Source organism: Thalassolituus oleivorans MIL-1 (genome assembly GCF_000355675.1).
GTDB classification, from domain to species: Bacteria; Pseudomonadota; Gammaproteobacteria; order Pseudomonadales; family Oceanobacteraceae; genus Thalassolituus; species Thalassolituus oleivorans.
Window position 1 is genome coordinate 266,664 of the sequence record NC_020888.1, and the last position, 11,708, is coordinate 278,371.

Below are 11,708 nucleotides of genomic sequence, written 5' to 3' on the forward strand. Positions count from 1 at the left end.
GACCCCAGCGAATGCAAGCCTTGTTATCGTGCTTAGGAGCGAGATTTTTTTATCCCATAGGTCGCCTGAGATTTTGCTTTCGCCTTGGCTTTTTGTCGTTGTTTGCGTTGGTTACGGCCATGACTGGCGCTATCGGCAGGGGCGTCGAAGTTAGGTTCGAAGCCGACTAACCACTGGGTCGGAAGGGGACGCTTAATTAGAGCCTCGATATCCGCCAATAAATTCTCTTCGTTACGCGCAACAAAGCTAATGGCTTTGCCGCTGTTACCGGCTCGGCCTGTTCGGCCAATCCGATGCACATAGTCTTCGGCGTTAAATGGCAGCTCGTAGTTAACGACCCAAGGCAATTCAATGATATCGATACCGCGGGCCGCAACATCGGTGGCTATCAAAGCGCGTATCTTACCGTTCTTAAAATCATCGAGAGCGCGTGCGCGTGCGCCTTGGCTCTTGTCACCATGAAGGCTATCGCATTTGATACCGTCTTTTATCAGTTCGCTAGCCAGATCATCGGCTTGTTTCTTCGAACGTACAAATACCAAGACTTGCTGCCAATTCCCCGAGCCGATGAGCCAAGCTAGTGCCGAGCGTTTCTTGCTGGTGTCCATGTTGTAGAGAACTTGTTCGATACTATCAAGGGTAGCGTTGGCGGCAGCGACTGCGATTTCTTCCGGTTGATTGAGCATGCTATAGGCTAAATCTTTGACCGATTTGGGAAAGGTTGCCGAGAAAAATAGGGTTTGGCGTTGTTTGGGTAATCGTTTAAGCAAACGCACGAGTTCGTCTTTAAAGCCAAGATCCAACATACGATCAGCTTCGTCCAAAATTAGCCAACGGACAGCGCTGAGTTCTAACGCCTGTTGATTGATCAGATCGAGTAAGCGCCCTGGGGTTGCCACTAAGATATCAACGCCCTGAGTTAGGGCGTCGGTTTGCGGTCGTTGGCTGACGCCGCCGTATACCGCTAATGTTTGCAACTTAGTGTGGGCAGCATAGCCTTGAATACTGGTCGCCACTTGATCTGCAAGCTCGCGTGTTGGTGCCAATATCAGTGCGTGAGGGTGTTTACTCTGTGCAGGTTGGCCTTCAAGTAGGCGAGTTAATAGAGGTAATGCGAAAGCAGCGGTTTTTCCTGTTCCTGTTTGCGCGCCGGCCAGAACGTCTTTACCGGCCAGAATGGTTGGAATCGCTTGGGCTTGGATGGGCGTTGGCGTAGCGTAACCTAAGTCGGTTAATGCCGTAATAATTGGGCTAGCGAGCTGTAACGCAGCAAAGCTGGACATGGTGTCGATCCACAGGAAAGCAAAGAAACTGAGTATAACATTGCTACAAATTTAGACGCAGATGCAGGAAGTTTTGCTCTGGATCATGCATGATCATTCAATCCCCTACAAAATACCGCTATAATGCGTCCGACTTTAAAATTACAAGCCGTGATAGCTTAGATGAGGACACCTTCGTGAAACAACTGAAAGCATTGATCTTGGCTGCTGCCACTTTATTAATGGCGCAAGCGTATGCAGAAACTGACGCAAACGCAGCGAAAATCCATGAACGCATCAAGCCAGTTGGTGAAGTATGCGTTGGCGCGGAATGTGGCGGTGCAGCGGTAGCGCCAGCAGAGCCTCGTACGGGTGAAGAGGTATACAACATTGCATGTACAGCATGTCATAGCATCGGCGTTCTTGGTGCTCCTAAGAAAGGCGACCAAGCTGCTTGGGATACACGCTTAGAGAAAGGGTTGGATGCCGTGTGGAAGAATGCGTTGAATGGTATTAACGCTATGCCGCCTCGTGGTAACTGTGCTAACTGTTCTGATGATGAAATCCTAGGCGCCATCAAGTTTATGTCTGGTCGTTAATAAGCGTTAGTTCTATATAGTGCTTATCAAAGCCCCGACCCGTTCGGGGCTTTTTTTATCTTGTTAAATCCCTTCTGTTTAGAAAACCATCGTTCGTCGGTAAGCGGTCGCGTTTTCCCATCTTTATTGTATTTTTTCTGACCTTAGTATTTTTTTTGTAATTTATGTTTTCAGATCATGGCGGCAACTGAATCCTTAGCTATAAGTTATGTCGTGAATATGATTACCAAGAGAGGACTGCCGCATGGCTACTAAAGATAACGATATGGCGATGCCGGATGAAGAAATGGACAACGAATCAGACACTGATTTGGGTCCAGAAGAAGAACAAGACGAAGCGCCCATTACTGATGTGAGCTTTGGCTCTGCGGAAGCGCATCGCAAACTGCGTGAGTCATTGGATGCAGAAGTTGCCGCGTTTTTGGCGCGCGGCGGACAAATTAAAACCGTTGACGATAACGTCATGGGAGATCCGCCACGTAAGCCGCAGACCAGTTATGGCAGTCGCCCAATTTAATTAGGTCAAAGCGCTAGATAGATGCCTGAAATGTCCAGTTCGGACTAAAAGTCAGGTACCTGAGCGTAGCAAATTAGGCCACATTGGGAGTTTAACTCCCAATTGTTGGTCCTACTGCTATGCTTTCTCTTCTACTACGGCAGGGATGCTTTATTGTGAATATCTATTCAAATATCCAACAACGCAATGACAGTCGACGATTTCGTCGGCGTATGCATGCAATTCCAGCGGCTATCGCGCTGTTACTTCTGGGAGTTGTTTGGCTATTGTCCGGTCATTCGGCTCATGCTGTTACTACTAAACCTGTATTTTCAGCAACGGATCTAAACGAGTCGCACCCTCCGTTACATTTGGGCGATGAGTCATGCTTTTTTACAGCAGCGATACTTACCGATCGGCAAGGCGCTCGATCTGCAGTGCCAATTGCGACCAATGAGTAATTTCTGCATCCGCACGGACATGATCTAAAGGCCAGACCCGTTCGTCAAAGTTAACCCAAATTGTCTTCATACCCAGCGTCGCTGCCGTGGCGATATCTTCTACTGGGTGATCACCAATATGAATACTTTCGTGTGCAGCCACACCCGCTGCGTTCAATGCTGCATGAAACATATCTGGGCTCGGCTTCGCTGCACCGACATTTTCTGCATTGAAATGATGATCAAACAAATGATGGATACCAATCATCTTTAAATCGGCATTGCCATTACTGACGGCGATCAAGGCTAAGTCTTTGTTTAAATCTTCTAGGGTTTGTAGAGCATCATCGAAAAAAGTGACACGGTTGCGAGCTTGATGAAAAACCGCAAAGGCCTCACCCGCCAGCGCTACGGCTTCATCGTGGCTAACGCCGGCCTGCATAAAAGCACGGCGCAAGGTTTCGTAGCGTAGTTTAGATATTTGATGGCGCATCGACGGATAGCATTCGGCCAGTTCGGCTTTGTATTGTCGCAGTCCTTCCGGACTATAGAGCTGGGAGGTGCCGGGGCAGTTTTGCTCAATCCATGAATACATGGCCGCTTCCGCTTCGACTATGATAGGTTCGACTGCCCACAGCGTGTTATCGAGATCAAACGTCAGTAAGCGGATAGCCATAAAAACCCTCAGCCAACCGGTATTTGCGGTAAACGCAATGCCAGTACGTCGGCGATGTAGTCGAGAAACAAGGTATCCATTGAGCTGCGATAGTAGCTTGGATTTTTACTGGCAATGGTGAGTACGCCATTGTTGTCGCGACCGCGAATTTGCGCGGAGGCCACGGATTTAGCATCACTACTATCAACACCTAATAGCATGGCAATATCGCTGGCGGGTAATTGCCCGCAGATAGCTCTATGACCTTTAAACAGGCGGTGAGTTGTCCGTTGTCTTTCAGTGCTGTGAATGGCAATCAGAGGTTCTTCTAATTGCCGCTCAGTAAAATGCAACATCGCCCAAGCATCGACACCAAAGTCTTTACGCAGGGAGTCATCCAGTGCGGCTTGAACCCCCATCCAGTTTTCCGCTTCGACTAACGCCAGCACTAGGCGTCGGCTTTTCTCAAATAGCTGGTCATTACGACGGGCATTTTCCAGTAGATCCGATAGGCGCTGGCGTAGTTCAACATTACGTTCACGATGCACGGCTAATTGACGTTCAACTAAGCTAGTTGCTGGCCCACTATTATGTGGAATTCGCATGTCAGACAGCAGAGCATCTTTACCAATAAAGAATTCTGGATGGTCTTCTAAAAACTGCACCACATCGGCTTCTGTTAAGCGCGGTAACTGACTCATACTCTTATTCCTTAAACGTTTACACGCCCTTCAAAAACGGTATTGGCTGGTCCAGTCATATTCACTGAGTTTTCGCCGTCCCACTCAATAAATAATTCACCACCCGGTAAGCTAACGGTGACGCCGGGTTTTAACCAGCCGCGTAGTTGCCCCGAGACCACCGCGGCGCAGGCACCGGTGCCACAGGCTAAGGTTTCACCCGAACCGCGTTCAAATACCCGTAAGCGGATATTGTGTTCATCAACCACCTGCATAAAGCCAACGTTCACTTTGCGTGGAAATTGCGGGCAGCTTTCTAAAAGTGGCCCCCAGCTTTCTACGGGAGCGGTATCGACATCATCGACGCGTAGCACGGCATGAGGATTGCCCATCGACACTGCACCGATATTGATTGCGCCAATGCCGTCTACTTCGATGCTGTATTCCGGTGCAAATTGGTTAGCGCTAAACGGAATGTCTGCGGGTATTAAAATGGGTTTCCCCATATCAACAACCACTTGATTATCGTCGGTAAGGTTTAGTTCTATTATGCCGTTTGCGGTTTCGACTCTAATGGTGCGCTTACCGGTTAGGTGCTGATCATAAACAAATCGCGCAAAGCAGCGTGCGCCATTGCCGCAATTTTCAACTTCACTGCCATCGGCATTGAAAATACGGTATTTAAAATCGACATCAGGACGTGACGGTTGCTCAACGATAAGCAGTTGATCAAAGCCAATGCCGAAATTGCGATGAGCGAGTTCGCGCACGCGCTCAGGGCGAATAAAACCGCTCTGAGTTACTAGGTCGACGACGACAAAGTCGTTACCTAAGCCGTGCATTTTGCTGAACTTCAGCCACATAGAGTTATTTCCTAGACCTAATTATTTTGGCAAGCAGGATTCGTTGCTAAACAAGGATGCAATACTTTCGCGCTCGCGCACAACATAGGCTTGTTCACCATCGACCATTATTTCTGCAGGGCGACCACGACTGTTGTAGTTGGATGCCATTACAAAGCCGTATGCGCCAGCGGACATCACCGCTAATAGATCGCCTTGTTTGATCGCAAGATCACGATTCTTACCTAAGAAGTCCCCAGTTTCACACACTGGACCAACAAGGTCGTACGCGCGTACAGGCTCTTCTGAGGTTTCATTTACCGGCACAATCGCTTGCCACGCGCTGTATAGCGCAGGGCGAATCAAGTCGTTCATCGCACCGTCGATAATGGCGAAATTCTTATGATCGTTCAGTTTTAAATATTCAACCCGGGTCAAAAACACACCGGCGTTGGCGGATACTGAGCGACCCGGTTCGAAGATGAGTTTAAAGGTACGATCACCTAGACGTTCTTTAATGGCTGCAATGTATTCGGCAGGCGAGGCAGGGTTCTCATCGCGATACTTAACGCCGAGGCCACCGCCTAGGTCGAGATGTTCAATGCGAATTTCGCGCGCTGCTAAGTCGTCAACCAGTTCTAAAACTCGATCGAGTGCATCTAAAAATGGCGAAATTTCGGTTAGCTGGCTACCGATATGACAGTCGACACCTTTGATGACAATGCCTGGCAAGCTAGCTGCTTTTTGATAAATACGCGCGGCATCATTGATATCAATACCGAACTTATTGTCTTTTAAGCCAGTAGAAATATAGGGATGCGTTTGCGCATCGACGTCAGGGTTTACGCGCAGAGAAACCGAGGCGGTTTTGCCCATGGCGCTGGCGACTTCACTTAAACGCTCTAATTCAGCTTCTGATTCAACGTTGAAGCAGTACACACCGACATTAAGGGCGCGCTGCATTTCACGTGCTTGCTTGCCAACACCTGAGAAGACGATGCGAGAGGGTTCGCCACCGGCCGCGAGTACGCGTTCTAATTCGCCTTCACTAACGATATCGAAGCCTGCTCCGATACGTGCTAAGGCGCTCAGAACACCAATGTTAGAGTTAGATTTTACCGCGAAGCAGACCAAGCTCGGCCATTCGCCTAAGGCATCGGTATAAGCGGTGAAGTGTTGCTCAAAAGCGGCACGAGAATAGACATACAACGGCGTACCGTGCTGCTCTGCTAATGCGGCTAGTGACACATTTTCAGCGTTTAAAACGCCATTTTTATAATTGAATACAGACATATTAAAACTGATTTTCCATTTGAGCAGGGTCTTGGTCTGGCAGATAAAGCGGGCCTTTTTGCCCACAGGCTGATAGCCCGGCTAACAAGCCCAAGCTGAACAGACACATAATAATCGGCCGCAGTCGCATAAAGATTCTCCTAATTGCGGGCATTATACGGGGATTCTCAGAACCTGTCTGCGCTTGTTCAGAGCCTAGTTCGAACAGGGATACAGTAAATTGCGCCGTTTGCCGAGGAGATCGTTGGACGCAGGAATACTTGCCGAGTGGCAGGGTTATATCGGAGTGGAAATTAAGCTTTCGGATAGACGCTTTTCTAAGCGCTGACGTACGGTTAGGTGTGCGACCAGTTGTTCGTTGTCGGCCAATATTAAGTCGGTTAAGCGGCAATCATAGGCTGCGGCATTGTGTCTTAGTTCTCTTACGTGGTTAGCGACGTTGCTAAATAACTGATCGCCGTGCATTGATTGGCGAAATTCCTGCCCATTGCAGTAAAAAGTCATGTGTCGTTGATTATCAATGACAGCGTGCAGATCAATCGCCGCAGGTAGTTGCACATCGTCGGGCATGCGGCGGCGTTCGCATTCGAACTCGTAACTTAGCGGTTTGAGTTTCAGTTCTGCCAGTTTAATAGGGCGCGCTTGGACGCGGTTTTGCGAATATTGCCAGCGCTGATCAAGACGGTACATAAATCGGAGCAAGGGAATTAGCCATTGGCGTAAATCACTTTCTGGCCATTGTTGAAAGAATAAGGCACCGCGCTCATCGCAGACATAAACAAAGATATAGTCTTTATCGCGCCAGTAATACACCTGCCAAATACCGCTACGGCTTTCTTCGAGGATTAATCGCAGTGGGCTATCCGGCAGCGCATGTCGATCCAGTTGCCAGGTTTGGTAGCGCTTTCGTGGCCGCGCCAACAGTGTCAGTAAGGCTTGGGGTGATTCGGCATGTTCAATATGGAGTTTGCGTTGGCGTATTTCTAGCAGGTGATAGTCGGCACCGATTTGTAGTAAATAGGGCGATGGCTGTGGTTGAGAAAAGTGCGTTGTGACATCGGTTAATAATTCGGTAACGCGTTCACGAATCGCAATGGCACGACTCACGCAGTGACAGTGTACATACCATTCGGGCCAACCTTGCTGTCGTGCCAATTCGCGGTGGGTCAGCATTTGCGCGAGAATATCGGCAATGGCACTGTGCCCTTCATAACGGCTAACTTGCCACTCTCCCCAACTGTTAATGCTCAGCACATCCGCCGTGTGCACTAGATTTTCTCGGGTTGAGCTGTAGCCGAGAGAATCATCACGATTGCTGATCTTCTGCATGCCACGGCGGCTGAGTTGGTGTTGTGGATCGACTCCTGCATTGACAAATATGTGCAGTGCTAGCGGGTAGGCTTCTGTGGTTAAGGCACTGTTATTCAACTTGGGGGATGGCAATTGCTTCATTACACCAAGCAGCTCGCGTAACTCGTATTGAGTTAGCGAATTGTGCTGCGGATATAGCGCAATTTGGGTGTAATCATGCAACAAGCCATTGTAACGAGCGAATGCCAGTAGCTCGACTAGGCTTTCTGATTGGCGTAAGGGGGCTTGATTGTCGTTGGGGCGCCAAGGGCCGGGATATAATTGCCAATGTGAGTTCTTTAAATTCAGGGTGATTTTTTCTTGTTCTAACTCACTGCGAATCCCCGGATTTATTTGAATGATTTTACCGGGGCGAGTTTCAAAGGCAGCGGTTAAGCGGTTGCCTAAGACTTTAAGATCGCGAGGTTGAATATGAATCCGAGAAGCATAACGCTGACTGAAAATCGCTAAATAGCGATAACTGCTGAGCATTTCGCTCACCAGTGCATTGCGCTCACGACTGACGGTTTGCGGGCTCCAATGCTGACGTTGATCGAGTGCGATTAACTGGTTTTGATCCCAGCCCCATTCGGATGTCAGTGCTAGTAGTTCTTGGGCGCGCCAACCATCTCGTTGCCCTTTATTGAGTTCTGTCAGCGGTAAATCCGCTTTGTAATAAAAGGCGCGGCGTACTAATTCTACTCGTTGTGCATTTCCTTCCTGTTGTAACTGCTGTTGGATGCGACCCAACATTAAACGGTAGGCATCGCAGTTTTTGAAATTAGCACCGCCGTTTTGAACCTGTTCTTTTAAATCCCAACACAATGGGCGGATGCGCGGGTATTGGCTGGCGTAATGACGCGTGAGTAGTAATTTGAGTAATGATTTATAAGGATTGGCGAGACCTTTATTGAGCTGCCAAAGGCCTGCGCCGACGAACTCGGCAGCGGGAATGGTGGCGATGGAACCAACATCCAGCCATTGATCTACGCTAACAATATGATTGTCGACCAAACGCTGCCAGTATGAATCCGCGCGGGTTTCTTCACTCAATGGAATGGCCCACCAGCGTGGACAGGCGCCTGCCAGCCATAAAGCGCTGCGATAGAATTCGTCGAGCAATAGTAAATGCTGAGTACTGCCGCAATCCTCACCATCGGCGGAGCGACTTTGCCCTTGACGAAATTCCGTCAGGTTCATCAAGAAAAAGTGCACTTCGCAATTTTGTTGCGCTGCCCACTGTTCGATTAAATCGCATTTCTGTCTTAGTGCTGCCAAATGCTGTGGTCGTAATAATTCATCATGGCAAACCCAGACATCGAGATCACTGCTGCTCGACTGTGCGACTGAGCCTAAACTGCCCATTAAGTAGAGCGCATGAATAGAGCGGTGTGCCGGATCTCGTGGTAATTGCACACCACGAGCTAATGTATGCAAAGCTGAGCGCTGAGCGATGCTCGGTGTAAATCCTCGAACTCCACAAGGCGTGTCTGCAGTTACAAATCCAGGTAAACGGGGGTGATTGACGTGCAGCAACACGGCAAGCACATCGATAACGGCTTGCTGGCGTTTTGTCATTTGACTGCGGGTAGCATCCAAGCGTTCTTGGTTCAATGCTAAAAAGGCATCGCGCCAGCGTAGGATCGCAGTATTACTGGGAAGAGTGTCATGCTTGACCATTCTGTCAGTATAGGCGAATACCGCCAGAATGAAGGTTTACAGCAGCAATTTTGCCCCGTACTCAGTTTTGCTCTTCGCACGGGGCAAGGTTCGATCGACGTGTGCGCTTAGCTAGCAAACACCAGTTGGCCGTCGACAAATACGCGTTTTACTTGTCCTTTCAAGGTGCGGCCAAGCGCAGGATGGTTGCGACCTCGGGATTGCAGAGATTGTGCGGTGACGACATTCTCTGCATTCGGGTCAACAAGGCAGGCATTAAAGGCGGCGCCTTCGGTCAGCTGTTGATGCAGCCCGAGTAAGTTAGCTGGGATTGTGCTGGTGGCACGAATCAAGGCATCGATACTCAGCTCACCGCGATGCACTAAGCTGAGCGCTTGCGGTAAGAAGTGGTCGTATTGGCTCATACCGGCTTCGGCATCGGCAAACGGTGCTTTCTTGGCGGCAATTTCATGCGGCTGATGATTTGAACTGATGGCTAAATGGCCTTGCTCTACGGCTTGCAGTAAAGCCAGGCGATCACGTTCGCTTCGCAATGGAGGCTGCACATTAAACAAGCTGTTGTAGCCCTCAACGGCTTCATCGGTATAAAGCAAGTTGGCTAATGTGGTGTCTGCCGTCACAGGTAAACCGCGCTGGTGAGCTTCGGTCAACATAGCAACACTGCGCGCGCAGCTGATTTGACTGATATGTGCGCGCACGCCAGTCTGCTCAATAAGCAAAAGAATATTGGCAATGGCGATGGTTTCGGCGGTTTCTGGAATGCCGCTTAAGCCCATGCGTGTTGCGGTTGGGCCTTCGTGCATGCAGCCACCGGCAGATAAGGCTTCGTCATTAGCCGTTAAAAATAGCGGGATATCGTAGGTTGCCGCATATTCCATTAAACGACGCAGTACGTAGTTATCTCTAATTGGGCGACGTGCATTACTGAGAGCAACGGCTCCTGCTTCTTGCAGGGTTACCATGTTGGCAATTTGCTCTCCTGCTAAACCTTGGGTAAGAGCACCTAAAGGCAGTACTCGGGCAAAACCGGCCTTGGCGGCTTTTTCTAGCACTAACTGAATAACCGCAGCGGTGTCTGCAACTGGTTTAGTGTCTGGCAAGCTACAGATATGGGTAAAACCACCGGCACAAGCCGCGCGAGTTTCGCTAGCAATGCTACCTTTTTGGCTGTATCCAGGTTCGGGTAAGTGGCCACCAAGATCAATAAGCCCAGGAATTAACCATTGCCCTTGAGCATCAATGCTTTCTTCGATTTCACCTGCGATAGGACGACGACCAATGGTTTGGATGCGACCATCAGCCACAAAGATTTCGGCAACAGTATCTAAATTATTAGCCGGATCGATTAAGCGGGCATTTTCAATCTGTAGATATCTCATTGCGCGCCGTCCTCGTCGATCATTTGTGCTGATTGTTGGCCACTCATGGCCATTGCCATAACAGCCATACGTACGGCAATACCGTAACTAACTTGGTTAAGAATGACGGATTGTGGGCCATCAGCAACCGCGGATTCAATTTCTACGCCGCGGTTGATTGGCCCTGGATGCATCACGATGGCATCTGGTTTGGCGAGCGCTAACTTCTCTTCAGTTAAGCCATATAGCTTGAAAAATTCGCTTTCGCTAGGCAATAAAGCATTTTGCATACGCTCTTTTTGCAGGCGCAGCATGATAACCACATCGCAATCGGCTAGGCCTTGATTCATGTTGTAAAACGGTCGAGCACCTAACGCATCAATATCTCGTGGTAGCAATGTACCTGGGCCAATAACACGCACTTCAGCAGCGCCAAGTGTGCGCAGAGCATGAATCTGCGAGCGAGCAACGCGTGAGTGCAAAATATCGCCGACGATGGCGACTATCTTGCCTTCAATGCTGCCGGTATGGCGGCGAATGGTGAGCATGTCGAGCATGGCTTGGGTTGGATGCGCATGGCGTCCGTCACCGGCGTTGATAATGGCAACGTTAGGGGTTACGTGTTCGGCGATAAAATGCGCCGCACCGGAGTCCGCATGACGTACAACGAACATATCGCTGTACATCGCTTCTAGGTTCCACAAGGTGTCCATTAGAGTTTCGCCTTTCGCAGTTGCAGATTTGGCGATGTCTAAATTGAGAATGTCTGCTGATAAGCGCTTGGCGGCCAACTCAAAAGTTGAGCGTGTACGCGTGCTGTTTTCGAAAAACAGGTTTACCACGGTTTTACCACGCAACAAAGGAACCGTTTTAACGGCACGTTCTTGTGTACTGATAAACGAGTCGGCGGTATCAAGAATTTCGGTAAGCAGTTCGCGGCTGAGTCCTTCCGTGGTGAGGAAATGTTTCAGGCGTCCGTCTTCCGTCAACTGAACCTTGCTGGGATCGGTAGTCATAGGGCACTACTTTATAAGTTGTAGATAATAAGTGTTA

The 11,708-nt window shown here is 49.3% G+C and carries 11 protein-coding genes; 2 read left to right on the forward strand and 9 right to left on the reverse strand.

All coding sequences use genetic code 11. The features are described from left to right. Positions 1 to 32: 32 nt before the first annotated feature. The gene (locus tag TOL_RS01235) at positions 33 to 1,283 is read right to left on the reverse strand and encodes a DEAD/DEAH box helicase (protein WP_015485444.1); all 1,251 of its coding nucleotides are present in this window, start codon (positions 1,281 to 1,283) and stop codon (positions 33 to 35) included. An 89-nt stretch (positions 1,284 to 1,372) separates the two neighbouring features. Between TOL_RS01235 and TOL_RS01240 the strand changes: the two genes are divergently transcribed. Both TOL_RS01240 and TOL_RS01245 read left to right on the forward strand, forming a co-directional pair. Continuing rightward, positions 1,373 to 1,861, forward strand: a complete 489-nt coding sequence (locus tag TOL_RS01240; protein WP_015485445.1) for a c-type cytochrome — start codon at positions 1,373 to 1,375, stop codon at positions 1,859 to 1,861. A gap of 244 nt (positions 1,862 to 2,105) precedes the next feature. Further along, positions 2,106 to 2,378, forward strand: a complete 273-nt coding sequence (locus TOL_RS01245; RefSeq protein WP_015485446.1) for a hypothetical protein — start codon at positions 2,106 to 2,108, stop codon at positions 2,376 to 2,378. Positions 2,379 to 2,765: 387 nt separating this feature from the next. On the opposite strand, the gene TOL_RS01250 is transcribed toward TOL_RS01245, so the two are convergent. From TOL_RS01250 to TOL_RS01280, 8 genes are all read right to left on the reverse strand, one after another. Continuing rightward, a complete protein-coding gene (locus TOL_RS01250; RefSeq protein ID WP_015485447.1) occupies positions 2,766 to 3,473 on the reverse strand; it encodes an HAD family hydrolase in 708 nt (235 codons plus the stop codon). An 8-nt stretch (positions 3,474 to 3,481) separates the two neighbouring features. Then, positions 3,482 to 4,153, reverse strand: a complete 672-nt coding sequence (locus TOL_RS01255) for a DUF484 family protein (RefSeq protein ID WP_015485448.1) — start codon at positions 4,151 to 4,153, stop codon at positions 3,482 to 3,484. A gap of 11 nt (positions 4,154 to 4,164) precedes the next feature. After that, positions 4,165 to 4,995 carry a diaminopimelate epimerase gene (gene dapF, locus TOL_RS01260; RefSeq protein ID WP_015485449.1) on the reverse strand — a complete coding sequence of 277 codons (831 nt, stop codon included), beginning with the start codon at positions 4,993 to 4,995 and terminating at the stop codon, positions 4,165 to 4,167. Between the two features lie 21 nt (positions 4,996 to 5,016). Then, positions 5,017 to 6,267, reverse strand: coding sequence for a diaminopimelate decarboxylase (gene lysA / locus TOL_RS01265; protein WP_015485450.1), 1,251 nt, complete (start codon positions 6,265 to 6,267; stop codon positions 5,017 to 5,019). Position 6,268: 1 nt separating this feature from the next. Then, complete coding sequence (lptM, locus tag TOL_RS18630; protein WP_015485451.1) at positions 6,269 to 6,397, reverse strand: LPS translocon maturation chaperone LptM; 129 nt, start codon at positions 6,395 to 6,397, stop codon at positions 6,269 to 6,271. 146 nt (positions 6,398 to 6,543) lie between these two features. After that, entirely contained in the window at positions 6,544 to 9,297 is a 2,754-nt protein-coding gene (locus TOL_RS01270; RefSeq protein WP_015485452.1) for a class I adenylate cyclase, read from the reverse strand. 107 nt (positions 9,298 to 9,404) lie between these two features. Next, positions 9,405 to 10,676, reverse strand: coding sequence for a dihydroorotase (locus TOL_RS01275; RefSeq protein ID WP_015485453.1), 1,272 nt, complete (start codon positions 10,674 to 10,676; stop codon positions 9,405 to 9,407). Then, positions 10,673 to 11,671, reverse strand: a complete 999-nt coding sequence (locus tag TOL_RS01280; RefSeq protein WP_015485454.1) for an aspartate carbamoyltransferase catalytic subunit — start codon at positions 11,669 to 11,671, stop codon at positions 10,673 to 10,675. The genes TOL_RS01275 and TOL_RS01280 overlap by 4 nt, the downstream gene beginning before the upstream one ends. Positions 11,672 to 11,708: the final 37 nt, after the last annotated feature.

Excerpts from the sequence above, each read along its gene's own strand:
- TOL_RS01235 (WP_015485444.1), bottom strand. The coding sequence starts at position 1,283 with ATGTCCAGCTTTGCTGCGTTACAGCTCGCTAGCCCAATTATTACGGCA.
- TOL_RS01240 (WP_015485445.1), top strand. The coding sequence starts at position 1,373 with ATGATCATTCAATCCCCTACAAAATACCGCTATAATGCGTCCGACTTT.
- TOL_RS01245 (WP_015485446.1), top strand. The coding sequence starts at position 2,106 with ATGGCTACTAAAGATAACGATATGGCGATGCCGGATGAAGAAATGGAC.
- TOL_RS01250 (WP_015485447.1), bottom strand. The coding sequence starts at position 3,473 with ATGGCTATCCGCTTACTGACGTTTGATCTCGATAACACGCTGTGGGCA.
- TOL_RS01255 (WP_015485448.1), bottom strand. The coding sequence starts at position 4,153 with ATGAGTCAGTTACCGCGCTTAACAGAAGCCGATGTGGTGCAGTTTTTA.
- dapF (WP_015485449.1), bottom strand. The coding sequence starts at position 4,995 with ATGTGGCTGAAGTTCAGCAAAATGCACGGCTTAGGTAACGACTTTGTC.
- lysA (WP_015485450.1), bottom strand. The coding sequence starts at position 6,267 with ATGTCTGTATTCAATTATAAAAATGGCGTTTTAAACGCTGAAAATGTG.
- lptM (WP_015485451.1), bottom strand. The coding sequence starts at position 6,397 with ATGCGACTGCGGCCGATTATTATGTGTCTGTTCAGCTTGGGCTTGTTA.
- TOL_RS01270 (WP_015485452.1), bottom strand. The coding sequence starts at position 9,297 with ATGGTCAAGCATGACACTCTTCCCAGTAATACTGCGATCCTACGCTGG.
- TOL_RS01275 (WP_015485453.1), bottom strand. The coding sequence starts at position 10,676 with ATGAGATATCTACAGATTGAAAATGCCCGCTTAATCGATCCGGCTAAT.
- TOL_RS01280 (WP_015485454.1), bottom strand. The coding sequence starts at position 11,671 with ATGACTACCGATCCCAGCAAGGTTCAGTTGACGGAAGACGGACGCCTG.